The organism is Streptomyces niphimycinicus (assembly GCF_018883605.1).
Taxonomy (GTDB): domain Bacteria; phylum Actinomycetota; class Actinomycetes; order Streptomycetales; family Streptomycetaceae; genus Streptomyces; species Streptomyces niphimycinicus.
Genome location: NZ_JAHLEM010000182.1, coordinates 1 through 24,649 on the forward strand (window position 1 = coordinate 1; position 24,649 = coordinate 24,649).

Here is a 24,649-nt window from a genome sequence, read left to right on the forward strand (position 1 = left end):
ATGGTCCAGCGCTGGGGCACCCGCTACACCAGGAACGGCAAGATCATCTGGACCGAGCAGGATCTTCCGGACGCGGAACGCGCCCCGCGGTGACACCGGCCCGTACGGACCGGGCCCCGGCCGCCGTCCGCCTGACACCGGCCGGCCCCGGTCGCCGTCCGCGGCCCCCGTCACCCGCGTTCCGCCGCGGGTGACGTCAGGCCGAGTCCGTCGGCGCGCCCTCGTGCCGCTCCCACGCGACCTGGGCGAGGGCGGCCATGGTGGCCACGAGATCCGCCGCCTCGTCCGTGCCGTTCAGATGCCGGTACTCCGAGCCCACCGTGATCACCAGCCGCTCGGGGAGGCCCAGCGCCGGATAGGTGTTCTCCGCGATGAGGGTGCGGGCGGCCTCCAGAGCCGGGACCCCCGCCGTGTGCAGCGTCCGGGTGCGGTCCCGCAGATGCTCCAGATAGCCGATGTGGCCGCGGACCCCCTCCCGGTCGAGGACCGGTCCATGGCCCGGGACGATCACCTCGGCCCCGGTCGCGAGCACCCGCTCGCACGCCGCGATCACATTGTCCAGCGGGCCCGCCCAGTGCACCGCGTGGTCGCCGGGGTCCTGGGGGCCGGAGGCGAAGATGACATCGCCGGTGAACGCCACCTTCTGCCGCGGCAGATACGCCATCAGATCGCCCGCGGTGTGCGCGGACGGCAGACTGAACAGCCGCACCGGCACCTGGCCCACCCGCAGGTCGAGTTCGCCCACGAAGGTGAGCGTCGGCTCGACCACCTCGGTGCCGGACCAGTCGAACCGTCCGAAGTGGCGCTGGAGATACCAGCCGAGCGGGGTCGCCGGATCGCTGCCGTGCACCAGGGCGTGCAACTGCTGCGGCGAGGGCTCGTACTCGATATGGCCGAGTGCCTCGCGGGTGGCGACGACCTCCGCGTCCGGTACGACCTCCGCGCCCCACAGATGGTCGCCGTTGGCATGGGTGACGATCACCCGCTCGATCCGGGACCCGCCGGGCAGCAGGGCCCGGCTGCGTTCCAGGAAGTCACCGGCCATCCGCCGGTCGTAGGGGGTGTCGATCCAGGCGGCGGCGCCGTCGGGCGAGACGATCAGACCGCAGTTGGCCAGCCCCCATCCGGCGCTCGGGGTGGGGGACCAGATGTGCACACCGTCGGCCACGGTGAGGAGGGGCGATTGCGAGATCATGGACGCACACTATTCCCGCGCCGCACGCCCGCGGCAGGCGGCCCGCCCTCCGGGTGCTGGTACCCAGGTGCCAGGGCTGGTCACCCAGGTGTCGCACCGTCAGGCCGTCATCGGGCGGTCGGCAGGCCCGACCGGCGCCGGGAGCGTCGTGGCGCCCGCGAGATAGCGGTCCACCGCTGCCGCGGCGGAGCGGCCCTCGGCGATCGCCCAGACGATCAGCGACTGGCCACGGCCCGCGTCGCCCGCCACGAACACCCCCTCCGCGCCGGTGGCGAAGGACGCGTCGCGTGCGATGGTGCCGTGCTCGTCGAGTTCCAGCCCGAGCTGGTCGAACAGCCCGCTGTCCGGCTCCGGGCCACGGAAGCCGAGGGCCAGCAGCACCAGATCCGCCCGGAGCAACCGCTCGGTGTCCGGGCCGGGCCGGCCGTCGGCCCGGGCCCCGATCAGGCGCAGCGCCCGGACACCGCCGTACGGCCGCCGCGCGTCCGGTGCCGTCCCCTCGAAGCGGACGGTGGTCGCGGAGAAGACCCGCGCGTCCACGTCCGCCTCCGGAGAGGCCGCAAGCTCCCGCGCCTCCTCATGGGCGGCGGACATCCGGTAGATCTTGGGGTAGACGGGCCAGGGCTCGCCGTCGGCGCGTTCGTCGCCGGGCCGGGGGTGGATGTCGAGCTGGGTCACGGAGGCGGCGCCCTGCCGCAGCACGGTGCCCAGGCAGTCCGCGCCGGTGTCCCCGCCGCCGACGATGACCACATGCCTGCCCTCTGCGGTGATCGGCGGCCGGGCGTAGTCGCCCTCGCGTACCCGGTTGGCCATCGGCAGATACTCCATCGCCTGATGGATCCCGGCCAACTCCCTTCCCGGCACCGGAAGTTCGCGACAGGCCCGGGCGCCCACCGCTATCACGAGCGCGTCGTAGCGCGCCCGCAGCTCGGCGGCGTCCAGATCGGTGCCGACATCCACGCCGGAACGGAACTTGGTGCCCTCCGCCCGCATCTGCCCCAGCCGCCGGTCCAGATGGCGCTTCTCCATCTTGAACTCCGGGATGCCGTAGCGGAGCAGTCCGCCCACCCGGTCGTCGCGCTCGTACACCGCCACGGTGTGTCCGGCGCGGGTGAGCTGCTGGGCCGCGGCCAGGCCCGCGGGCCCGGAGCCGATGACGGCGACGGTCCGGCCGGACAGCCGCTCCGGTGGCTTGGGGGTCACATAGCCGCTCTCCCAGGCCCGGTCGGCGATGGCCACCTCGACGTTCTTGATGGTGACCGCCGGCTGGTTGATGGCCAGCACGCAGGCGCTCTCACAGGGGGCCGGACAGAGCCGGCCGGTGAATTCGGGAAAGTTGTTGGTGGCGTGCAGCCGCTCGCTCGCACGCAGCCAGTCGTCACGGGAGACCAGGTCGTTCCAGTCCGGAATGAGGTTCCCCAGCGGGCAGCCCTCGTGGCAGAACGGGATGCCGCAGTCCATGCAGCGGTCCGCCTGGGCGCTGATGATCGGCAGCAGGGCGCCGGGGGCCTGGACCTCGTTCCAGTCCCGCACCCGCTCGTCCACCGGACGCCGGGGCGGAAGACGACGGGGTGTGGTGAGGAAACCCTTGGGATCGGCCATGATGACCTCCCACTACCCGTGTCATGGTCTGGCCGCTTTCACCCCACTGTACGACCGCGGGTCAGCCGGTCCAGGGTCTCGGCGGCCTCGGCCATGATCCGGTCCACCAGCTCCGCACAGCAGGGCAGATCCCCGATCACCCCGGCCACCTGTCCGGAGGCCATCACCCCCGTATCGGTGCGGCCGTCCACCATCGACGCCTTCAGCAGCATCGGAGTGGTGGCGGCCAGCAGGACCTGGCTCCAGGTGAGGTCCTTGCCGTGCCGCATGGCCAGCCCGTCGCGCACCATCCGCGGCCAGCTCAGCCCGGCCAGCCGCCGGAAGGCGGCGGCGTGGCGCACGGCGCGCAGCAGCGCGGTGGTGCGGCCGGAGCGCTCCAGGGAGTCGACCAGCTCGCTGCGGAGCATCCGGTGCGGGAGCCCGTCCACCGCCGTGGTGACGGTGACATCGGTGACCGCCGCTTCCAGATAGCGCGCCTTCACGGCGTCCGGGACCGTGCTGTCGGAGGTGAGCAGGAACCGGGTGCCCATCGCGATCCCCGCCGCCCCGTAGGCGAGCGCGGCCGCCAGCCCCCGTCCGTCGTGGAAGCCGCCCGCGGCCACGACCGGGATGTCCACCGCGTCCACGACCTGGGGGAGCAGCACGGTGGTGGCCACCTGTCCGGTGTGGCCGCCGCCCTCGGCGCCCTGCACGAGCACCGCGTCCGCGCCCCAGCCCGCGACCTTCTCCGCATGGCGCCGGGCGCCCACGGACGGGATGACCACCACGCCCGCGTCCTTCAGCCGGTCGATCAGCTCACGCCTGGGGGCCAGCGCGAACGAGGCGACCCGCACCCCCTCCTCGACGATGATCCGCACCCGCTCCCCGGCGTCCCCGGCGTCGGCGCGCAGATTGACGCCGAAGGGCGCGTCGGTGCGGGCGGCCACCTCGCGGACGGCCGAGCGCAGCCGCTGGGGCGACATGGTCGCGGAGGCCAGGATGCCCAGCGCCCCGGCGTTCGCCACGGCCGACACCAGCCGGGGCCCGGCCACCCACCCCATGCCCGTCTGGACGAGCGGGTGGCGCACTCCGACGAGCCTGGTCAGCGGGGTGTCCATCAGGACGGCACCTCCCGCTCGCGGGCCCCCGCCGGGTCGATGACCTCCCGGATCAGCCGCAGCTCGGCGGGGGTCGGCTCCCGGGTGTACGGGACGTGGTCGGCGATGTCGAGGGGGAAGCCGGTGGCCTCCCGCACCGCCTCGGCGGTCACCCCCGGATGCAGGGAGCGCACCCGCAGGGTGTGGTCGGGCGTGGCGAAGTCGAGGACCGCGAGATCGGTCACCACACACCGCAGATCATGGAATCGGGCGGCTGGCCCTACGGCCGCCGCCCGGTCGTAGCCGACCCCGCACACCATGTCGACGCGTTCCACGAAGACCCGCCGCGAATGCCGGGGCACCCAGTAACTCGTCGGATTGTTGAGGGTGTTGACCGGCGCTCCGCGCACCCCCAGCAACTGCCGCCTGGGCCGCTTCCAGTCGCCGACGCAGGTGATGTTCTGATTGCCGTGGCGGTCGAGCTGGCTCGCGCCCATCATCACATGGCGCCGCCCGCCGGTGACCATCGCCAGATGCGCCCGGTACGGCAGCCACCCCTCCACCACCTCCGGATCGCCGCCGACGATCATCGCCTCGCCGTCCGTCAGCAGCAGCTCGGGCGCGAAGGTGAGCCTGGCCAGCCGGGCGCCGACCCTGGGCACCGCACCCATCGGGGCGGCCAGGATCTCTCCGTCGCCCCGCCATGCCTCGGCACAGGCCACCACGCAGTACTCGGCCCGGGTCACCCCGCCGGTCATACGCCCTCCTTCCCGAATGCCGCGACCGCGGCCCGGTACCGCTCCTCGTCCCCGGACAGAAACCGCTCGGTGAACTCCCGCCACGCCTCCGGATCGGCGGCGGCCTTGGCGTACGCGCTCTGGAACGCCTCGTCCCGCCCGTAGTCGGGGGCGCAGGAGGTGAAGTGCGCGCCCTGCGGAGTCTCGATCACGCCGGTCACCGCATGCCGTTTGACCAGCAGCGTCTGCGGACGGCCCGCGTCGGCGAACTCGGCGGTGCCGACGACGCGTTCGCAGGAGAGATACGCCTCGGCCGCCGCCTCGCAGAACAGGTCGTCGAAGTACGGATCGGGCCCGAGGTACTGTCCATTGCCCTGTGCGTCCGCCCGATTGAGGTGCACCAGCGCCACATCCAGCCGCAGCGCGGGCACCGCCACCAGCTCCTCCCCGTCCTCGTACGGCGAAGTGACCGTCCGCAGCGAGGGGTTGACCGTCATCACGTCCGAGCCCAGGCCCGCGCGGACGGGCAGGAACGGCAGCCGGTGCACGGCGGCGGTCAGCCCCCACATCATCATCGCCTCGTCCAGCTCGGTCAGTTCGATCTCCCCCCGCTCGCGGGCCGCCCGGAAGTGCGGCTCCAGGGGGATCGAGTCGAGCGTCGCGAACGCCGTCACCAGCCTGCGGATCTTCCCGGCGGCGGCCAGCAGCCCGACGTCCGGGCCGCCGAAGGAGACCACCGTCAGATCGGTGACATCCGACCGCAGCAGGGCGCGGACCAGGGCCATGGGCTTGCGCCGTGAGCCCCATCCGCCGATGCCGACCGTCATACCGCTGCGGATCCGGCCGACGGCCTCCTCGGCCGTCATCGTCTTGTCGGCCAACGCCGCTCACCCCTTCCCGGTGCTTCTGGTGACGAACGCGTCGCGGTGCCCATCGGACAGGCCCGCCAGATTGGCCTCGAAGGTGAAGCCCTGCTCGAAGCGGTAGCTGCGGTGCACATCGACCGGGTCGATACCGTTGATGGCCGCCTTCGCCAGGCGCAGCAGCGCACCGTCCTTGGCGGCGATCTCACCGGCCAGCTCCAGCGCCGCCTCCCGCAGCGCGGCGCGCGGGACGACCCGCCACACCGAGCCATGGCGGTGCAACTCCCCGGCGGTCGCGGTGCGCGAGGTGTAGTACAGCGCGCGCATCAGATGCTGCGGGACCAGCCGCGCCAGATGGGTGGCCGCGCCCAGCGCGCCCCGGTCCAGCTCGGGCAGGCCGAAGGTGGCGTCCTCGCTCGCCACGATCGCGTCGGCGTTCCCGGCCAGCCCGATGCCGCCGCCCAGGCAGAAGCCGTGGACGGCGGCGACGACCGGGACCGGGCAGTCGTAGACGGCGGCGAACGCCTCGGCACAGCCGTGGTTGGCGCCGATGAGCGCCGTATGGCCCTCGGCCGCCTGGATCTCCTTGATGTCGACGCCCGCGTTGAAGCCCCGGCCCTCGGCGGCCAGCACCACACACCGCACCGACGGATCGGCGCCCGCGCCGCGCAGCGCCGCGGCCAGCTCGTACCAGCCCTGGACGGGCAGGGCGTTGACGGGCGGGAAGTCCATGGCGACCAGGCGGACGCCGGCCGCCGGTGCGGAGGTGGAGACACCCATGAGCAGATCCGCTACCTTTCCACCAAACATTTGTTAGGTGAGAAGGTAGCAGCGCTCACCGCACAGCGGGAGGTGTCTCGTGGCCGTCACCATCGATCTCGCCGGGCGCGTCGCCGTCGTCACCGGCGGCACGCGCGGCGTCGGAGCGGGGATCACCCGGGCCCTGCTCAGCGCCGGGGCCGAGGTGGTGATCTGTGCGCGCCACGCCCCGGGCAAGCCCGTCGAGGCGAACGGGCGCACCGCAAGCTTCGAACAGCTCGACGTCCGGGACGCGGACGCGGTCGCCGCGTTCTTCGACCGGCTGCGCCGCACCCACGGGCGGCTCGATCTGCTGGTCAACAACGCCGGAGGAAGCCCCTACGGGCTGATCGCCGAGGCCGGGCAGCGGCGCGCCGCGCGCGTCGTCGAACTCAATCTGATCGCTCCCATGACCGTCTCCCTGAGCGCCTATGAGCTGATGCGCCGGCAGGAGGGCGGGGGCTCCATCGTGATGATCGGCAGCGTCAGCGGCACCCGGCCGTCCCCCGGCACCGGGCCCTACGGAGCCGCCAAGGCGGGGCTGGAGAACCTCGCCCGCACCCTGGCCGTGGAGTGGGCCCCCGCGGTCCGGGTCAACACGCTGGTGCTCGGCATGGTCCGCACCGAACTGTCGCATCTGCACTACGGGGACGAGGAGGGCATCGCGGCCGTCGGCCGGACCGTGCCGCTCGGGCGGCTGGCCGAGCCCGTCGAGGCCGGTACCGCCTGTGTGTTCCTCGCCTCCGGGCTGGCCGAGTACATCAGCGGCGCCAGCATCGCCATCCACGGAGGCGGGGAGCGCCCCGCGTTCCTCGACGCCGCCAACGTCAACCAGCAGGCCCCCGGCACCGGCCGGACCGACCCACGGGAGGACTGAGATGAGCGGACTCTGCGACGGGCGCGTCACCGTCGTCACCGGAGCGGGCCGCGGCCTCGGACGGGCGCATGCGCTCGCCTTCGCCGCCGAGGGCGCCAAGGTCGTCGTCAACGACCTCGGGGTGGCCCCGGACGGCGCCGGGGCGTCGGCGGGGCCGGCCCAGGAAGTCGTCGAGGAGATCCGGGCCGCGGGCGGGGAAGCGGTCGCGCACGGCGGGGACATCGCCACCACCGACGGCGCCGCCTCCCTCGTCGCCACCGCCCTCGACACCTACGGCCGGCTCGACACCCTCGTCAACAACGCCGGGTTCCTGCGCGACCGCATGCTCGTCAACCTCGGCGAGGACGACTGGGACGCGGTGATCCGCGTCCACCTCAAGGGCCACTTCCTGCCGCTGCGGCATGCCGCCGCCCACTGGCGCGCCGAGGCGAAGGCGGGCCGTACGCCTCTCGCGCGGGTGGTCAACACCAGCTCCGGGGCCGGGCTGCTGGGCAGCGTCGGACAGGGCAACTACTCCGCGGCCAAGGCCGGGATCCTCGGCCTGACCTCGGTGGCCGCCGCCGAACTCGGCCGCTACGGCGTCCAGGTCAACGCCATCGCACCGGCGGCCCGCACCCGGATGACGGAGACGACGTTCGCCGGTGCCATGGCCGCCCCGGACGACCCCGCCGCCTTCGACGCGATGGCCCCCGCCAATGTCTCACCGCTCGTCGTCTGGCTCGGCTCGGCCGCCTGCGCCGGGGTCACGGGCCGGGTCTTCGAGGCGGAGGCCGGGCGGATCACCGTCATGGAGGGCTGGCGGCCGGGCCCGACCGCCGAGAAGAGCGCCCGCTGGAACCCCGTGGAGGCGGGCGAGGCCGCCCGGAAACTCCTCGCCGAGGCCGAACCGCCACGACCCGCCTACGGGGCACCCTGACGGACTGTCCGGCCCCCGCGGGATGGGGACAGCCCCCGTAAGGGACGGACGGCAGCGGGATGGAGTCCGGTGCGCCGCGACGGCACGATGAACCGCGAACGGCACACGGGGACAAGGCGAGGAGCGGGGTTCGTGGGAGCTCGGGTGAAGCGCGCGGCGCTGTGGACGGGGATCGGCGCGCTGGCGGTGACGGCGGCCCTCACCATCGCCACGGCCCAGGGGGAGCCGGCCGGGCCGCCGGCGCCGTCCGGCTTCGAGGAGGGCGTCGGCCGGACGGTGCGGGACGGCTTCCCGGGCGCGGTGGCCTACGCGCGGCGCGGCGACGACGAGTGGCGGACGGCGGCCGGGGTCGCGGACCGGGCGACCGGCGAGCGCGCCAGGACCCAGCAGCGGTTCCGGATCGCCAGCAACACCAAGGCGTTCGTCTCCACGGTGCTGCTGCAACTGGAGGGCGAGGGGCGGCTGTCCCTCGATGACAGCGTGGAGAAGTGGCTGCCCGGCGTCGTCCAGGGGAACGGCAACGACGGTAGGGCCATCACCATCCGTCAACTGCTCAATCACACCTCGGGGATCTACGACCCCACCACCGAAGCCTCGTTCTTCGCCCCCTATCTGGAGGACGGCGACCGGGACCATGTCATCACCCCGCGCGAGGTGATCACCCGCTCGGTCCGGCACCGGCCGGAGTTCGCCCCCGGCACGGGCTGGTCGTACTCCAACACCAACTATCTGCTCGCCGGGCTGGTGATCGAGGCGGTGACCCACCGCTCCGCGTCCGACGAGATCCACCGCAGGATCCTCGCCCCGCTGGGGCTGAAGGACACCTCCTTCCCGGTGACCGACCCCGCCGTGCACGGCTCCCATCTGCACGGCTACGACCTCAAGGGCCGCGATATGACGCGGTTCAGCCCCTCCTACGACTGGACCGCCGGAGCCATGATCTCGACCGTGGACGAGCTGGCCCGGTTCGAGCGGGCGCTCTTCGGCGGCGAGCTGCTGCGCCCCGCCCAGCAGCGCGAGCTGAAGACCCCGGTGGAGTTCCCCGACGCCCCGGCGTACGGACTCGGGGTGCGGCGCATGGAGGTGCCGTGCGGCACCGGCGCGCGGCGGAAGGCCGCCCCGCTCACCGTCTGGGAGACCGACGGCGCGGGCCCCGGCTACACCAGCGTCTCGCTCACCACCGACGACGGCGAGCGTCAACTGGTCCTGGCCGCCACCACCTACGACCTCGCCGCGGAGCTCAAGGGCGACCCGCCCGTACCGAACAGCAAGGGGCTCCAGGAGGCGCAGGCGGCGGTCCTGTGCGGCTGAGCCCCGTGCATGGGGGAGGAGCCGGGGCAGGCCCGCCACCTCGCTCAGGAGCGCGCCGCCGGGACGAACTGGGCCACGATGGCCCGGCGGCCCGTCGTGGATGTCGAGCGGGGCGCGGACGGCGTGGGTCCGCATGCCCGCGAGTCCGGCACCCCTATGACGCCCCGCTGCGACACCGCCCCGCGGCCTCCGGCCCGCTCCGCGTTCTTCATAGCATGCAGAATCCGGGCATACGAGCCCTATGGTGTGACGGACGGCGGGAGGGACAGCAGATGGCCGAGGCGGACGCCGTCATCGTCGGGTCCGGTGTCAACGGCCTCGTCGCCGCGGCGGAGCTGGCCCTGGCGGGATGGTCCGTCGTCCTGGTGGAACGCGAGCCGAACATCGGCGGGTTCATCGCCACCGAGGAGCGCACCCTGCCCGGCTATCTCCACGACACCTACTCCTCATGGCATCCGCTGTTCGTCTCCGGCCCGGCCTACGCGCGTCTGGGGGAGCAGTTGCGCCGCCATCCCTCTTCTTCGGAGGGAATCCCCGCCTTCAGGCGGGGAGGGAATCCGATCCTGAGCCCTGCGGCGCGGAGCGCCGCAGGGTCGCTGCGGAATGCTCCCCCACGGCCCGAGCTTAGTCAGGCCGTTTCTGGTTCTCGATGTAGCCCTTGACCACTTGGAGTGGTGCGCCGCCGCATGAGCCGGCGAAGTAGGAGCCGGACCAGAAGCGGCCGTGCATGACCGCCTGGTTCACGCGGCCGGTGAACTCCTGCCGCAGGCGTCGGGAGCTGACGCCCTTCAGAGAGTTGACCAGGTTCGACAGGGCGACTTTCGGCGGGTAGTGCACCAACAGGTGCACGTGATCTTCTTCGCCGTTGAACTCGGTCAGGTCGGCGCCGAAGTCCTCACAGACCTTCCGCATGACCTCTTCGCACCTGGTCAGCATGGCGTCGTTGAAGACGTTCCGCCGGTACTTGGTGACGAACACCAAGTGTGCGTGCAGGTGGTGGACGACGTGACGGCCTCGCCGTACGTCGGGATTAGGTTCCCAACGCGGTGACATGAACCAATGCTACGATTTTGACCGGCCTGAAAGCTGAAGGGGGTGGGCCGGATGATTCGTGCGTACCAGTTCCTCATGCGGCCCACCGTGGGTCAGCAGGTCGCGCTCGGCGAGATGCTGCGGGACCACTGCTCGCTCTACAACGGGGCGTTGCAGGAGCGTCGGGACGCCTACCGTCACGTCTCGAAGACGACGGTCCGGTACGGGCAGCAGTCCGCACAGCTCAAGGAGATCCGGGCGTTCGACCCCGAGCGGCAAGGCCGCTGGTCCTTCTCGTCGCAGCAGGCCACGTTACGGAGGCTGGACAAGGCGCTCGACGCGTTCTTCCGACGAGTCAAGGCCGGAGAGAAGCCCGGATACCCCCGCTTTCGGGGCGTGAACTGGTTCGACACAGTGGACTTCCCGAAAGACGGCGACGGCTGCCGCTGGGATTCCACCCCGCACGACCCAGTGACCCGTGTCCGCTTCCAGGGCGTCGGCCACGTCAGGGTCAACCAGCACCGTCCGGTGGTCGGCAAGGTCAAGACCGTCAGCGTCAAGCGCGAGGGCAAGCACTGGTACGTGGTGCTGACCGCTGAGAAGGCCCAGCCCGAGCCTTGGCCCGCGACCGGCAGCGTGGTCGGCATCGACCTGGGGATAGCCAACTTCCTCGCCGACTCAGGCGGCGGGTTCGTCGCCAACCCCCGCCACGGCCGGAAAGCCGCCGCGAAACTCCAAGCCGCACAGCAGGCCCTCAGCCGGTGCAAGCGCGGTTCCAAACGCCGCCGCAAGGCCGTGGAGACCGTGGCCCGGCTGCACCGCAAGGTGCGCCGACAGCGCCTGGACCACGCACACAAGACCGCGCTGGACCTCGTCCGCGAACACGATGTCATCGCGCACGAAGACCTCAAGATCCGCAACATGAGCAGCGCACCCGCACCGAAGCCGGACCGCGACCAGCCGGGCGTCTTCCTGTCCAACGGGGCCGCTGCCAAGGCCGGGCTGAACCGCTCGATAGCCGATGCCGGATGGGGGGTGTTCCTCGCGATCCTGAACGCCAAGGCTGAAAGCGCCGGACGGGAAGTGATCGCTGTGGACCCCCGCAACACCTCCCGACGGTGTCCCGCGTGCGGGCACACAGCCAAGGAGAACCGGCCCACACAGGAGAACTTCCACTGCGTCTCGTGCGGCCACAACGCACACGCGGACACGGTGGGCGCCCTGAACGTTCTACGGGCCGGGCTGGTCCGTCGCCACGCCGCACCGGCATAGCGAGAAGCCACCCCGTTTACGGGGTGGAGGAGTCACGGGCTGGAGTACCGCAACACCGACGAGTGGGCACCGCCAGCGTGGCCGACGACGGCCGGGTCACCCTGGCTCACCGCGATCCGCGGCGCACCACCGAGGTTTTCGCGCACGACGAGGACAGGGCCGCGTATCTGGCCGCGCTCGGCCGGCTGGGCGACCATATGGCGGCGATCGGCGGCCTGATGAGCGGTGAGCTCCGCACGGCTATTCCGCTACGGACGCGCCGCGATGCAGATCCATGTGGCGCTCTCCCAGCCGCTGGGCTGGCGCGACGCGCGGCTGAACACGATCCCGGTCGTGCATCTCTCCGACGGGTCCGGCAGCACCGGTATCGCCTGCGCCGAGGCCGAGGCGGGCCTGCTGCCCCGGCGGCCCACGGTGGTCGTCGGCCAGCAGTACGTCCTGGATGCCGGCCGGGTGCCGCCCGGGGCCGCCGCTCTGTGGCTACAGTTGCAGGAGACGCCGTCCACGCCGCGCGGGGACGCGGCCGGTGAACTGGACACCGCTCAGGGCTGGACGCCGGAGCTGGCCCACGGCTACGCCGACCGGGTCCTGAACCGGATCGCCGGGCACGCGCCCGATCTGCCCGGCAAGGTCCTCGCCGTCGATGTCATCGCGCCCCCGGACCTCACCCGCCGCAACCCCAACGCGGTCGACGGCGACCCGTACGGTGGCTCGCTCGAACTCGACCAGAGCTTTCTCTGGCGCCCGCTGCCCGCCTCGGGACGGCATGCCACCGACATCCGCGGGCTCTGGCACATCGGCGCGTCCACCCACCCGGGGCCGGGGCTGGGCGGCATCTCCGGGCACATGGTGGCCACCACGCTCACCACAGGGGCCCGATTCGCCCGCCTGCCCCGGCTCTCACCCGGGCGCCGGATCAGAGGCTGACGCCGTGTGACCGCAGATAGGCGAGCGGGTTGACGTCCGAGCCGTAGCCGGGCCCGGTGCGGATCTCGAAGTGGAGATGGGGTCCGGTGGCGTTCCCGGTCGAGCCGGAACGGCCGATCTGCTGGCCGCCGTTGACGCTCTGCCCGGCCCGCACCGACAGTTGCGAGAGATGGGCGTACTGGCTGTACTTGCCGTCCGGATGCCGGATGACCACCTGATAGCCGTATGCGTCGCCCCAGCCCGCCGAGACCACGTGGCCCGTGCCCACGGCCTTCACCGAGGTGCCGATGCCGACGGGGAAGTCCACGCCCGTGTGGTAGCCGCTCGACCAACTGGAGCCGGCCGCCCGGTAGGCGGTGCTCGGGTTGACGCCGCTGACGGGGGCGGTGAAGCCCGAGGAGGCGACGCGCTTGGTGTTCTGCTCCCGGCTGTCGTGGGGCTTCTCGGCCTTCGGCTGCGGTGCGGGCTTCGCCTTGGGCTTCGGCTTGGGCTTCTCCTTGGGCTGGTGGTGGCGCTCGGGTTCCGCCTTGGGCTTGGCGGTGGCCTTACCGCCCTTCAGGGAGAGCTTCTGACCGGGGTAGATCAGATCCGGATCGCCGCCGATCGCCTCGCGGTTGCTCTCGTAGAGCGCCTCCCAGCCGCCGGTGACATCGTGGGAGTCGGCGATACCGGACAGCGAGTCGCCGCTGACGACCACATAGCGGCCGGACTTGGTGGAGTTGTGCCCCGGGAGGCTGGTGGGGGTGGGCTTGCTCGCCGCCGCCTGCCGGGCCTGCTCGGGCCGCTGTGCCTTCTTGACCGGGGCGGCGGACGTCTTGACGATCTTCGGCGCGCTCTGCGGCGCCGCCTCGCCCCGGGTCAGCCCGGCCTTGCCCGAACACACCGGCCAGGCGCCGGGGCCCTGGCCGTCGAGCACCTTCTCCGCGACCGCGATCTGCTGGTCCTTGGTGGCCAGATCGGCCCGTCCCGCGTAGGCGGTGCCGCCGTACGCCTCCCAGGTGCTCTGCGTGAACTGAAGCCCGCCGTAGAAGCCGTTGCCGGTGTTGATGTCCCAGTTGTGGGTGGACTCGCACTGGGCGACCTTGTCCCAGGTCTCGCCCGAGGCCGCGGACGCGCCCGCGGCGCCGATGAGCGGAAGGGCGATTCCGGCGCCGCCCGCCGTGACGCTCAGTGAGGCACGGGAGATGCGGTTGGGCTTGTAACGGCGGTGGCGTCCCCGTAAGGGCATGGACGGCTCCTTCTCGTGCTGCCGGGTGCGGCGCGCTGCCGGGCGGGCCAAAGATAAGGGGGCCGATTTGGCCACAACAAGAGGGGGATCGCCTAGAACGAGGGCCGCAGCGCGCTGTGCTGCGGCCCTCTTCGGTTTATGTGATGTGCATCACACTATTTCCGTCGGTGGTACGAGCCGAACGCAGGGTGACGGCCGCCCCCGCCCCGCCCACCCGTGAACGTGCCGCCGCCCGGAGCGCAGGCCCCGGGCGGCGGTGTGCGGCGCACTACCGGACGGTCAGCGGCGGACGGCGAGCGACACCGCGAAGCGGCCCTGCGCATCGGTCCACCAGCGCCGCGAGTCCATCCCCGCGGCGGCCAGTTCGGCCCGCACCTTCTCCTCCCGGAACTTGCTGGACACCTCCGTACGGACCTCCTCCCCGGCCGTCAAATGGACCGCGAGATCCATGGCGGGGATCTTCGCCGTGAGGTCCTTACGGGCCCTCAGCCGCATCTCGATCCACTCCTCCTCGGCATTCCACACCGCCACGTGGTCGAAGTCGGACGGGTCGAAGTCGGCGCCCAGTTCGCGGTCGAGCACCGCCAGCACGTTCTTGTTGAACGCCGCGGTGACCCCCTGCGCGTCGTCGTAGGCGGAGACCAGCGTGGCCTCGTCCTTGACCAGGTCGGTGCCGACCAGCAGCGCGTCGCCGGGCGCCAGCAGATCGCTCACCGAGGCGTAGAACGCGGCCCGCTCGGCAGGCAGCAGATTGCCGATCGTGCCGCCGAGGAAGGCCAGCAGCCTCGGCCTCGGGGTGTCGTCGGGCAGTGCGAGTCCGTTCATGAAGTCGGCGACCAGCGCGTGCACCGTCAGCCGCGGATGTTCGGCCAGCAGGGCCTCCCCGGCCAGTTCCAGTGCGCTCTCGCTCACGTCGACGGGGACGTAGACGCGCAGATCCGGCAGCGCCCGGATCAGGTGGCGGGTCTTCTCGGAGGAGCCGGAGCCCAGTTCGACCAGGGTGCGGGCCCCGGTGGCGTCGGCGATCTCCGCCGAGCGGGCGATGAGGATCTCCCGCTCGGCACGGGTCGGGTAGTACTCCGGCAGCCGGGTGATCTCCTCGAAGAGCGCGCTTCCCCGGGCGTCGTAGAACCACTTGGGCGGAAGCTGTTTGGGGGTGCTGGTCAGCCCCTCGGCCACATCGGCGCGCAGGGCGGCCGCGGTGGCATCGGCGGGCAGGGTGCGGGTGACGGTGAAGGGGCTCAACGGGAAGCCTCCTTAAGGGCGGTGAGCAGTACATCGGTGCGGGTGGCGGTGAGCAGGGTGCGGTCGGGGACCTCGGTCCAGCCGGGGTCCTGGTCGTACGGCTCGGAGGCCACCACCACGCCCCGGTCCGGTTCGGCCAGGTACCACAGGGTGTCGCCCCAGGCGGTGGCGGCGATGGTCGCCCCGTCCATGAGCAGCAGGTTCAGCCGTGAGTCGGGGGACGCGCCGGCGAGCTGCTCGACGGCCTCGGCCAGCGCCTCCGGCGGCTCGTGGCCCAGCCGCAGCCGGCGCAGCACCAGCGCCCAGACGAACGCCGAGTCGCACCGCGCCTCCAGGCCGAGCAGATCCACGGGCGGCAGCGAGGCGGCGAGATCCCCGACCGCGTGCGGCCAGTCGCGGATCGCCCCGTTGTGGCTGAACAGCCAGGTCCCGGCGGCGAACGGCGCGGCGCCCGCCTCACCGTCCGCACTGGCCTCGGTGGCGTCCCTTACGGCGGCCATCAGCGCCCCGGTCCGCACCACGCGGGCGAGGTCGGCGAACGACAGATCGCCCCAGATGGGCCCGGCGCGGCGGTAGCGCGCGGGCACCGGGTCGCCCGACGCGTACCAGCCGACGCCGAACCCGTCGGCGTTGACCGTGCCGTGCGCCTGCCGCCGCGGCGCCCACGACTGCCGGAACAGGCTGTGCTCGGGCGCCATGACCACCTCGCCGATGGGGGTCCGCGGCCCGAGATACGCCAGATGCCGGCACATCAGGACGCGTCCCGAGCGGTGCGGAAACCCGAGAAGATCTGGCGGCGCACCGGCAGGTCCCAGTTGCGGAACGTGCCCCGGCAGACGACCTCGTCCACCGCGAAGGAACCGCCGCGCAGCACCTTGTGCGCCGGGCCGAAGAAGACTTGCGAGTACTCGCGGTAGGGGAAGGCGCGGAACCCCGGGTAGGGCAGGAAGTCGCTGGAGGTCCACTCCCACACATCGCCGATGAGCTGCCGCACCCCCAGCGGGGAGGCGCCCTTCGGATAGCTTCCCGCCGGTGCCGGCCGCAGATGGCGCTGGCCGAGGTTGGCCCGGTCGGGGGCCGGGTCGGCGTCGCCCCACGGATAGCGCCGGGACCGGCCGCTGTCCGGGTCGTGGCGGGCGGCCTTCTCCCACTCCTCCTCGGTCGGCAGCCGCCGCCCCGCCCAGCGGGCGTAGGCGTCCGCCTCGTACCAGCTCACATGCACCACCGGCTCCTGGGGCGGTACCGGCTCGGTCACCCCGAATCGGCGGCGCAGCCACTGCCCGCCCTCGCGCCGCCAGAACAGCGGGGCGGCCAGGCCGTGCTCCTGGATGTACGCCCAGCCCTCGGCCGTCCACCAGCGCCGCTCGCCGTAGCCGCCGTCGGCTATGAACCGCTCGTACGCGCCGTTGGTCACCGGTGTGGTGTCGATGTGGAAGGCCGGGACCAGCCGGTGGTGCGCGGGCCGCTCGTTGTCCAGCGCCCAGGGCTCGGTCGAGGTGCCCATGGTGAACGGGCCGCCCGGGATCAGCACTTCCTCGGGCAGCGCCGCGCCGTCCGCCGTGTCGGGCGGCGGCGGGGCGGTGAGCGCGGCGGGTCCGCGGCGCAGTTGGTGGGTGATGAGCATCGTCTCGTCGTGCTGCTGCTCATGCTGCGCGATCATGCCGAAGGCGAAGCCCGCGTCGACCAGCGGGGCGCCGCGCAACTCGATCCGCTCCAGGATGTCCAGCACCCGGCCGCGCACCTCATGGACGTAGCCGCGGGCCTCGGCGGGCGCCAGCAGCGGCAGGGAGGGCCGCTCGGCGCGCGGATGCTCGAAGGCGTCGTAGATCGAGTCGATCTCGGGGCGCAGCGCGTCCCGGCCGCCGACCGCGCGCAGCAGCCACTGCTCCTCCTGGTTGCCGATATGCGCCAGATCCCAGACCAGCGGGGACATCAACGGGGAGTGCTGGGCGGTGAGGTCGGGCTCGTCCACGCACGTGGTGAGGGTGTGGGTGCGCTCGCGCGCGGTACGCAGTGCCAGCTCGGCGCGCCGGCGCAGCACCTCGGGATCGATGGTGAGGTCCGAGTCGGGGGCGGTCATGGCCGTCCCTCCTTACCGGTGAGGGGAGCGAGCAGATCGTCGGCGGGACATCGGCCGCGGGCCACATAGCGGTCGGTGAAGGCGGCGACGGCGGCGGTGATGGCGGGGGAGGCGCCGATGCGGGGCAGTGCGTCCAGCGCCGTGGCGAAGCAGCTCACGGCGACGGCCCGCAGCTCGGGGTCGGCCAGACCGTGGCGCGCCGCGGCCCGCCACAGCCGATTGCCCGGTGCGGGGCGTGCGGCCGCCGTCTCGGCGAGCGGTTTCACCACCCGGTAAACCGTTTCAGCAGCCTGCGGGTCGTCGAAGAGGGCCACGGTGACGGCGAGGGGGACGATCCAGCCGTCCTCACCGCTCTGCGCGTCGATCATGCGCAGTTCCAGATGGCCGCGCGGGCGGACGGGGGGAAAGAGCGTGGAGGCGTGGAAGTCGAGATCGTCGAGGGTGGGCGGCCGGGGCAGCCCGGTCCTGGCCCACTGACGGAAGGTCACCCCGGACGGCACCGCCCAGGGCCCCTTCTCGTCCCGGATGGCCATCACGGGCGCGTCCAGCACATAGTGCGTCCAGGCGGTGCGGGGATCCCCGCCGTCGGGCGGGGCGTGGGTGCGGCCGGGCTCCATCGCCGTCCACACCGCCTGCCGGGTGGAGCGGTAGCCCGTGGGGCGGCCCTGGCGCAGCGGCGAGTTGGCGAACGCGGCGGTCAGCACCGCGCCCAGCAGATGGGCGAGCCGCCAGCGCCGTGCCATGCCGAGCGGACCGGGCTCCTCGTGCCCGGCGTCCACGCAGACCTGCACGGAGGCGGTGCTGCACATCATGGAGCGCCCGGCCGGTCCCCGGCGGTCGAAGTAGCTCTCCATGCACTCGTACCGGGGCGTGGTGAGGAACCGTCTCGGCGGGCGCCAGGGGTCGTGGCCATGGCCGGCCAGGCCGAGGCCGAGCCCGGCGAGAAGGGATCGTACGAGGACCAGATCGGCGGCGGCGGACTCCACGCACGCGGTGAGGGAGTCGGCCGGAAGGGAGCTGAGCTCCACCTGGCCGCCGGGTTCGAAGGTGATGGCGGACCGCAGCGGCAGTCCGCGCAGGGCGGTGACCGCGGCTTCGAGCCGGGCCGCCTCGATGGGTCGTGCGGGGATGTGCGGGTCGTACAGGAGCCATTCGAGCTCGACTCCGATGCGGCGCGGCGGCCCTGTCTTGAAGCAGATGCCGTGCAGCCGGGCCTCCATCTCGGCCTCGCTGATCGCCTTGTCGTCGGGCACTGTCTCTCTCCCGTCCCGTTCCGGCATCGGCTCGCTGTGAAACGAGCCGATATGTCGCCGTCCACCTTTACCTGCCGACGCACCGGGCTCAAGGGTGCCTCCAGAGTTGCACAAGAGTTCATCCGCCGCCGGATGGGCAGGGCGGGATGGCTGACGGCGATGGCGGTTCCCCTCCTCGTACCGACTGGTTAGTATGTGCGCCCGGCGCGGGTACCGCGTACCGACGATCCGTTTGTGGAGGCCACCCGATGCAGGCATGGCGAGTGCACGACAATGGCGAGCCGGGTGAGGTCATGCGCCTCGACGATGTGCCCGATCCCCAACCGGGACCGGGACAGCTCCTGCTGCGGGTCCGGGCCGTCGACGTCAACTTTCCCGACGCCCTGCTGTGCCGCGGCCAGTACCAGGTGCGGCCGCCCCTGCCGTTCACCCCCGGTGTCGAGGTGTGCGGCGAGGTCGTCGCCGTCGGCGAGGGCGCCGACGGCGAGGTGGGCTCCCGCGTCCTGGCCACGCCCACGCTCCCCGCGGGCGGCTTCGCCGAGCTGGTGCCCGTCGAGGCGGGAAACGTGCTGCCGGCGCCCGACGCCCTGGACGACGCCGAGGCCGCGGCGCTGCACATCGGCTACCAGACCGGCTGGTTCGGCCTGCACCGCAGGGCCCGCCTCCAGTCCGGCGAAACGCTTCTGGTGCACGCCGCCGCGGGCGGGGTCGGCAGCGCCGCCGTCCAGCTCGGCAAGGCGGCCGGGGCAACGGTGATCGGGGTCGTCGGCGGCGACGACAAGGCCCAGGTCGCCCGCGAGCTCGGCTGCGACCTCGTCCTCGACCGGCGCGCCGACGACATCGTGGCGGCCGTCAAGGAGGCCACCGGCGGACGTGGCGCGGACGTCGTCTACGACCCGGTCGGCGGCGACGCCTTCGTCAAGTCCGTCAAATGCGTCGCCTTCGAGGGCCGCATCGTGGTCGTCGGCTTCGCCAGCGGGGTCGTCCCCCAGGCCGCCCTCAACCACGCCCTGGTCAAGAACTACGCCATCCTCGGCCTCCACTGGGGCCTCTACAACACCCACGACCCGGCCGCGGTCCGCGCCTGCCACGAGGAGCTGACCAAGCTCGCCGCACAGGGCACCGTCAAGCCGCTGGTCAGCGAGCGCGTACCGCTGGCGGGCGCGGCCGACGCCGTGCAGCGCGTCGCCGACGGCGTGACCACCGGCCGTGTGGTGGTCGTCCCCGGGCAGTCCGCCGGAGGCGCCCGATGAGCGCCGCCGGGCAGCCCCCCGCCGTGGACGCCGACGAGCTGCGCCGCCGCGTCCGCGACCTCCTGGACGCCCATCGGCCCGCCACCACCGAACCCCTGGACTTCCTGCGCGCCCGCTTCGACGCCGGACTCGCCTGGGTGCACTACCCGGCCGGACTCGGCGGCCTGGACGCCCCGCGCTCCCTACAGGCCGTCGTCGACGCCGAGCTGGCGGCCGCCGGCGCACCCGACAACGACCCCCGCCGCATCGGCATCGGCCTGGGCATGGCCGCCCCCACCATCCTCGGCTTCGGCACCGACGAGCAGCGGCAGCGGCTGCTGCGCCCGCTGTGGACCGGTGAGGAGGTGTGGTGCCAGCTCTTCAGCGAGCCCGGCGCCGGATCCGACCTCGCGGCCCTGGCCACCCGGGCCGTGCGGGACGGCGAGGACTGGGTGGTCGACGGCCAGAAGGTCTGGACCTCCAGCGCCCATCTCGCCCGCTGGGCCATCCTCATCGCCCGCACCGACCCCGACCAGCCCAAGCACCGCGGCATCAGCTACTTCATCTGCGATATGACCGACCCCGGGGTCGAGGTACGGCCGCTGCGCCAGATCACCGGCGAGGCGGAGTTCAACGAGGTCTTCCTCACCGGTGTCCGGATCCCCGACAGCCGGCGGCTCGGCGAGATCGGCGAGGGCTGGCGCGTGGCCCAGACCACCCTGATGAACGAGCGGGTCGCCATCGGCGGCGGCCGCGTCCCCCGCGAGGGCGGCATGATCGGCCTGGTCGCCGACACCTGGCGCGAGCGGCCCGAACTGCGCACCCACGACCTCCACCAGCGGCTGCTGCGGCTGTGGATGGAGTCCGAGGCGGCCCGGCTCGCGGGCGAGCGGCTGCGCCAGCAGCTCGCGGTCGGCCAGCCCGGCCCCGAGGGCTCGGCCATGAAACTCGCCTTCGCCCGCCTCAACCAGCAGATCAGCGGGCTGGAGGTCGAGCTGCTGGGGGAGGAGGGGCTGGGCTACGACGACTGGACGCTGCGCCGCCCCGAACTGGTCGACTTCACCGGACGCGAGGCCGGCTACCGCTATCTGCGCGCCAAGGGCAACTCCATCGAGGGCGGCACCTCGGAGGTGCTGCTCAACATCATCGCCGAACGCGTCCTGGGCCTGCCGCCCGAGCCGCGGACCGACAAGGACGTCCCGTGGAAGGACCTGCCCCGATGAGCACCCCGGACCTGCTCTACTCCGAGGCGGAGGACGATCTGCGCGCGGCCGTACGGTCGCTGCTCACCGACCGCTGCCCGCCCGCCACCGTGCTCTCCCAGGCCGAGAGCGGCCGGGCCCACGACGTCGCGCTGTGGGGCGCGCTCGGCACCGAGATGGGCACCGCCGGGCTGCTGGTCCCCGACAAGCTCGGCGGCCAGGGCGCCACCGCGCGCGAGGCGGCCGTCGTCATGGAGGAGCTCGGCCGCGCCGTAGCCCCCGTGCCCTACCTCACCAGCGCCGTCCTCGCCGCCACTGTCCTGCTCGGCTGCGACACCGACCAGGAGCCGGTGGCCCGGCTGCTCGCCGCGCTCGCCGAGGGCCGCACGGTCGGCGCCCTCGCGCTGCCGCTGTCCACCGCGGCCGGTGGGCCCGGCACACCCGCCGCGACCGTACGGGCCGACGACGACGGAACGCTCAGCGGCCAGGTCTCCGGGGTCGCGGGCGCGGCGGGCGCCGATGTGCTGCTCGTCCCCGCCGGCGGTGCGGACGGATACGGGCTGTATGCCGTGGAGACCGCCGAGACCAGCGTCAGCGTCGAACCCCTCACCTCGCTCGACCTCACCCGCCCGCTCGCCGCGGTCACCCTCACCGGCGCCCCGGCCCGCAAGCTGGCCGGGCCCGACCGGGCCGCGGCGGCCATCGGGCGGGCGCTGCTGACCGGGGCCGGGCTGCTCGCCTCCGAGCAGTTGGGCGTGGCCGAATGGTGTCTGACCGAGACCGTCCGGCACACCAAGGAGCGCCATCAGTTCGGGCGCCCCATCGGCTCGTTCCAGGCGCTCAAGCACCGTATGGCGGCGCTGTGGCTGGAGTTGGTCTCGGCGCGCGCCACCGCCCGGTACGCGGCCGACGCACTGGCCACGGACAGCCCGGACACACCGGTCGCGGTGGCCGTGGCCCAGGCGCACTGCGCCGAGGTGGCGGTGCGCGCGGCCGAGGAGTGCGTCCAGTTGCACGGTGGCATCGGCATGACCTGGGAGCACCCGGCGCATCTGTATCTCAAGCGGGCCAAGAGCGATGAGATCGCGCTGGGCACCCCCGGCCGCCACCGCCAGGCGCTCGCCGGGCTGGTGGACCTGACGGCCCCCACCGGCTGACCGGCCGGATCCGGCGAACCCGCCCCCGTTCCGCGATCACGCCACTAGAGTGCCGAACAACTGTACGGCGCTTTGGCGGCGCACAGCTCTACGGCAGATCGTGCGAGGCCGGAACGGGGGCACATGATGAGCGACTTCGACTACATCGTGGTGGGCGCGGGCTCGGCGGGCGCGGTGGTCGCGGCCCGGTTGACGCAAGACCCGGACACCCGGGTGCTGCTGCTGGAGGCCGGGAAGGACGACGCGGCCGAGCAGATCCACGACCCCACCGCGTGGTTCACCCTCATCGGCGGTGAGCACGACTGGGGCTACACCACCGTCCCGCAGCCGGGACTCGCCGGGCATCCGCAGGCCGCCGCGCGCGGCAAGGTGCTCGGCGGCTCCAGCAGCATCAATGTGATGACGTATGTCCGCGGCCACCTCGGCACCTTCGACGCCTGGGCCGCCGACGGCTGCCGCGGCTGGGACGCCGCGTCGGTGCTGGAGCTCTTCCGCGCCATCGAGCACACCGAGGGCCGTGACCTCCGCTTCCGCGGCACCGGCGGCCCGCTGCGGCCCAGCCGGGCCGATACGCCCAACCCGCTGAGCGCCGCCTTCCTCGACGCCGCCAAGGAACTCGGCCATCCCTTCAACGACGACTTCAACGGGGCGCAGAGCGACGGCGCCGGATGCCATGAGTGGACCATCCACGAGGGGCGCCGCCAGAGCACGGCGGTCGCCTATCTCGATCCGGCGATGGACCGCCCCAACCTCACCGTCCGCACCGAGGCCCACGCACATCGGCTGCTCTTCGAGGGCACCCGCTGCGTCGGCGTCGAATACGGCGGCTCCGGCGGTGTGGCACGGCGGGGGCGCGCGGCGCGGGAGGTCATCGTGTGCGCCGGTTCGGTCGACTCGCCCAAGCTGCTGATGCTCTCCGGAATCGGCCCGGCCGGTCATCTGCGCGAGGTGGGCGTCCCGGTGCTGGTGGACGCCCCGGAGGTGGGGGCCAATCTCCAGGACCACCCCCTGGTCGGGTTGGTCCACGAGGCGGGCACCCCGCTGCCGCCGCCCCCTGTGACCACCGCCGAGGCGGCCCTGTTCACCCGGACCGACCCCGGACTGCCCCGCCCCGACCTCGAGGTGTTCCTCTTTCACATCCCCTTCCACCCGAGGCTGCTGCCGTTCCCGCCGAACACCTTCACCCTGACGGCCGCCGCGATGCAGCCCCACAGCCGGGGCACGGTCCGGCTCTCCGGCGCGGACCCCGAGGACCGGCCGCTGATCGACCCCGGCTATCTCAGCGACGGACGGGACCTCGACACCCTGGTCCAGGGCGTCGAACTGGCCCGGTCGCTGGCCGCCACCGACGCGTTCGGGGCGTGGCAGCCGCGTGAGCTGCTGCCCGGCCCCGGTGTGCGCGGCCGCGACGGACTGGCCGACTTCGTCCGCGAGAACGCCGGCACCTACTTCCACCACGTCGGCACCTGCCGGATGGGCGGTGACGAGGAATCGGTGGTGGACCCCCGGCTGCGCGTCCGGGGCGTCGAGGGGCTGCGGATCGCCGATGGATCGATCATGCCGTCGATCGTCTCGGCCAACACCAACGCGGCCTGCGTCATGATCGGCGAGATGGCCGCCGAGCTGATCCGCGCCGGCGCCTGAGACGGCTCGCCACGCCCGCTCACCACCGAGGGGCGAATAGCCGGGGAGTAACCGCACAGCAGATCGGCACCCGTATGGAGCACCAGTCGACGGCGGTGCAGGGGCGATTCTGGGCCACACTGACGGCCGGATTCCGATGCTCCGTGGCCGAGGAGGCTCCCCATGGCCATTTCCATCTCCGTGGTCCTGCTGCTTCTGATCCTGACGGTGGTCTTCCTCCGCAGCGGCGGATTGCGCATCTCGCATGCGCTGGTCTGCGTGACGCTGGGCTTCTATCTGGCGAGCAGCAGCGTGGCGCCCACCATCTCCGAGGGGCTCGCCGCCACCGCGGACGTGGTCAGCAGCGTCCGCCCCTGACCCACGTTCGCGGTGACCGGCCTCTCCGGGCCGGGCTCAGCGGCCGATCTCGACGTCCTCCAGCACACCGACCGCATCGGGGACCAGAATCGCCGCCGAGTAGTAGGCGGAGACCAGATAGGACGTCACGGCCTGCTCGCTGATGCCCATGAACCGGACGTTCAGACTGGGCTCGTACTCATCCGGGATACCGGTCTGATGCAGACCGATGACCCCCTGGCTCTCCTCCCCGGTGCGCATCGCCAGGATGGAGCTGGTGCCGGACTCGCTGACCGGGATCTTGTTGCAGGGGAGCAACGGCACCCCGCGCCACGCCCGCACCGCGACCCCGGCCACCTCGATGCCCTGCGGATACAGGCCACGGTCGCTGCACTCACGCCCGAAGGCGGCGATGGTGCGCGGATGCGCCAGCAGATACTGGGTCTTGCGGCGCCGCGCCAGCAGCTCATCGAGGTCGTCGGGGGTGGGCGGTCCGCTGCGGGTGTGGAGGCGCTGGGAGAGGTCGGCGTTGTGCAGCAGGCCGAATTCGCGGTTGTTGACGAGTTCGTGTTCCTGGCGTTCGCGCAGGGCCTCGATGGTGAGGCGGAGTTGCTGCTCGACCTGGTTCATGGGCTCGTTGTAGAGGTCGGCGACGCGGGTGTGGAC

At 72.6% G+C, this 24,649-nt stretch carries 24 protein-coding genes; 11 read left to right on the top strand and 13 right to left on the bottom strand.

The features are described 5' to 3' along the window. Positions 1 to 196 precede the first annotated feature (196 nt). The 6 genes from KN815_RS17960 to KN815_RS17985 form a co-directional block, all read right to left on the bottom strand. Complete coding sequence (locus KN815_RS17960; protein ID WP_216342947.1) at positions 197 to 1,195, bottom strand: MBL fold metallo-hydrolase; 999 nt, start codon at positions 1,193 to 1,195, stop codon at positions 197 to 199. A 99-nt stretch (positions 1,196 to 1,294) separates the two neighbouring features. Further along, positions 1,295 to 2,797 (bottom strand): glutamate synthase subunit beta, encoded by a 1,503-nt coding sequence (locus KN815_RS17965; RefSeq protein WP_216342948.1) that lies wholly within the window; start codon positions 2,795 to 2,797, stop codon positions 1,295 to 1,297. 38 nt (positions 2,798 to 2,835) lie between these two features. After that, on the bottom strand, positions 2,836 to 3,894 hold the full coding sequence (locus KN815_RS17970) for an NAD(P)H-dependent flavin oxidoreductase (RefSeq protein ID WP_216342949.1): 1,059 nt from the start codon (positions 3,892 to 3,894) through the stop codon (positions 2,836 to 2,838). Beyond that, a complete protein-coding gene (locus KN815_RS17975; protein WP_216342950.1) occupies positions 3,894 to 4,631 on the bottom strand; it encodes a CoA-transferase subunit beta in 738 nt (245 codons plus the stop codon). Before KN815_RS17975 ends, KN815_RS17970 begins: the two co-directional genes overlap by 1 nt. Continuing rightward, a complete protein-coding gene (locus KN815_RS17980) occupies positions 4,628 to 5,491 on the bottom strand; it encodes a CoA transferase subunit A (RefSeq protein ID WP_372458391.1) in 864 nt (287 codons plus the stop codon). The genes KN815_RS17975 and KN815_RS17980 overlap by 4 nt, the downstream gene beginning before the upstream one ends. A 6-nt stretch (positions 5,492 to 5,497) precedes the next feature. After that, positions 5,498 to 6,253, bottom strand: a complete 756-nt coding sequence (locus tag KN815_RS17985; protein ID WP_216342951.1) for an enoyl-CoA hydratase family protein — start codon at positions 6,251 to 6,253, stop codon at positions 5,498 to 5,500. A gap of 79 nt (positions 6,254 to 6,332) precedes the next feature. Here KN815_RS17985 and KN815_RS17990 point away from each other — a divergent pair, with 79 nt between their 5' ends. The 4 genes from KN815_RS17990 (at position 6,333) to KN815_RS50470 (ending at position 10,037) form a co-directional block, all read left to right on the top strand. Further along, the gene (locus KN815_RS17990) at positions 6,333 to 7,148 is read left to right on the top strand and encodes an SDR family oxidoreductase (RefSeq protein WP_216342952.1); all 816 of its coding nucleotides are present in this window, start codon (positions 6,333 to 6,335) and stop codon (positions 7,146 to 7,148) included. Between the two features lies 1 nt (position 7,149). Then, complete coding sequence (locus KN815_RS17995; protein WP_216342953.1) at positions 7,150 to 8,064, top strand: SDR family oxidoreductase; 915 nt, start codon at positions 7,150 to 7,152, stop codon at positions 8,062 to 8,064. A gap of 132 nt (positions 8,065 to 8,196) precedes the next feature. Beyond that, positions 8,197 to 9,375, top strand: coding sequence for a serine hydrolase domain-containing protein (locus KN815_RS18000; protein ID WP_253209059.1), 1,179 nt, complete (start codon positions 8,197 to 8,199; stop codon positions 9,373 to 9,375). A 272-nt stretch (positions 9,376 to 9,647) separates the two neighbouring features. Further along, entirely contained in the window at positions 9,648 to 10,037 is a 390-nt protein-coding gene (locus KN815_RS50470) for an FAD-dependent oxidoreductase (RefSeq protein WP_253209060.1), read from the top strand. On the opposite strand, the gene tnpA is transcribed toward KN815_RS50470, so the two are convergent. Beyond that, positions 10,000 to 10,428, bottom strand: a complete 429-nt coding sequence (gene tnpA / locus KN815_RS18010; protein ID WP_216342954.1) for an IS200/IS605 family transposase — start codon at positions 10,426 to 10,428, stop codon at positions 10,000 to 10,002. The two genes, KN815_RS50470 and tnpA, sit on opposite strands and share 38 nt — an antisense overlap. A 51-nt stretch (positions 10,429 to 10,479) precedes the next feature. Between tnpA and KN815_RS18015 the strand changes: the two genes are divergently transcribed. Both KN815_RS18015 and KN815_RS18020 read left to right on the top strand, forming a co-directional pair. Next, complete coding sequence (locus KN815_RS18015) at positions 10,480 to 11,679, top strand: RNA-guided endonuclease InsQ/TnpB family protein (protein WP_216342955.1); 1,200 nt, start codon at positions 10,480 to 10,482, stop codon at positions 11,677 to 11,679. 225 nt (positions 11,680 to 11,904) lie between these two features. Continuing rightward, positions 11,905 to 12,606 (top strand): phytoene desaturase family protein, encoded by a 702-nt coding sequence (locus tag KN815_RS18020; RefSeq protein WP_253209061.1) that lies wholly within the window; start codon positions 11,905 to 11,907, stop codon positions 12,604 to 12,606. Here the strand turns inward: KN815_RS18020 and KN815_RS18025 are convergent. The 5 genes from KN815_RS18025 to egtA form a co-directional block, all read right to left on the bottom strand. After that, positions 12,596 to 13,834: a transglycosylase family protein gene (locus KN815_RS18025; protein WP_216342956.1), complete on the bottom strand. Its 1,239-nt coding sequence runs from the start codon at positions 13,832 to 13,834 to the stop codon at positions 12,596 to 12,598. The genes KN815_RS18020 and KN815_RS18025 overlap by 11 nt on opposite strands. 279 nt (positions 13,835 to 14,113) lie before the next feature. Next, positions 14,114 to 15,079 (bottom strand): L-histidine N(alpha)-methyltransferase, encoded by a 966-nt coding sequence (gene egtD, locus KN815_RS18030; protein WP_216342957.1) that lies wholly within the window; start codon positions 15,077 to 15,079, stop codon positions 14,114 to 14,116. After that, on the bottom strand, positions 15,076 to 15,831 hold the full coding sequence (gene egtC / locus KN815_RS18035) for an ergothioneine biosynthesis protein EgtC (RefSeq protein WP_216342958.1): 756 nt from the start codon (positions 15,829 to 15,831) through the stop codon (positions 15,076 to 15,078). Before egtC ends, egtD begins: the two co-directional genes overlap by 4 nt. Continuing rightward, positions 15,831 to 17,159, bottom strand: coding sequence for an ergothioneine biosynthesis protein EgtB (egtB, locus tag KN815_RS18040; RefSeq protein ID WP_216342959.1), 1,329 nt, complete (start codon positions 17,157 to 17,159; stop codon positions 15,831 to 15,833). Before egtB ends, egtC begins: the two co-directional genes overlap by 1 nt. Continuing rightward, the gene (gene egtA, locus KN815_RS18045; RefSeq protein ID WP_216342960.1) at positions 17,156 to 18,412 is read right to left on the bottom strand and encodes an ergothioneine biosynthesis glutamate--cysteine ligase EgtA; all 1,257 of its coding nucleotides are present in this window, start codon (positions 18,410 to 18,412) and stop codon (positions 17,156 to 17,158) included. The genes egtB and egtA overlap by 4 nt, the downstream gene beginning before the upstream one ends. 248 nt (positions 18,413 to 18,660) lie before the next feature. Between egtA and KN815_RS18050 the strand changes: the two genes are divergently transcribed. The 5 genes from KN815_RS18050 to KN815_RS18070 all read left to right on the top strand — a co-directional run bounded on the left by KN815_RS18050 (position 18,661) and on the right by KN815_RS18070 (position 24,004). After that, positions 18,661 to 19,665: an NADPH:quinone oxidoreductase family protein gene (locus tag KN815_RS18050; protein WP_216342961.1), complete on the top strand. Its 1,005-nt coding sequence runs from the start codon at positions 18,661 to 18,663 to the stop codon at positions 19,663 to 19,665. Next, on the top strand, positions 19,662 to 20,867 hold the full coding sequence (locus KN815_RS18055) for an acyl-CoA dehydrogenase family protein (RefSeq protein WP_216342962.1): 1,206 nt from the start codon (positions 19,662 to 19,664) through the stop codon (positions 20,865 to 20,867). The genes KN815_RS18050 and KN815_RS18055 overlap by 4 nt, the downstream gene beginning before the upstream one ends. Then, positions 20,864 to 22,003: an acyl-CoA dehydrogenase family protein gene (locus KN815_RS18060; RefSeq protein ID WP_216342963.1), complete on the top strand. Its 1,140-nt coding sequence runs from the start codon at positions 20,864 to 20,866 to the stop codon at positions 22,001 to 22,003. Before KN815_RS18055 ends, KN815_RS18060 begins: the two co-directional genes overlap by 4 nt. Before the next feature lie 126 nt (positions 22,004 to 22,129). Then, entirely contained in the window at positions 22,130 to 23,647 is a 1,518-nt protein-coding gene (locus tag KN815_RS18065) for a GMC family oxidoreductase (protein ID WP_253209062.1), read from the top strand. A gap of 162 nt (positions 23,648 to 23,809) precedes the next feature. Next, positions 23,810 to 24,004, top strand: a complete 195-nt coding sequence (locus tag KN815_RS18070) for a hypothetical protein (protein ID WP_020866016.1) — start codon at positions 23,810 to 23,812, stop codon at positions 24,002 to 24,004. A 36-nt stretch (positions 24,005 to 24,040) separates the two neighbouring features. Here the strand turns inward: KN815_RS18070 and KN815_RS18075 are convergent. Continuing rightward, positions 24,041 to 24,649 (bottom strand): family 2B encapsulin nanocompartment shell protein (locus KN815_RS18075; RefSeq protein ID WP_372458392.1); only part of this gene is annotated, 609 nt, incomplete at its 5' end.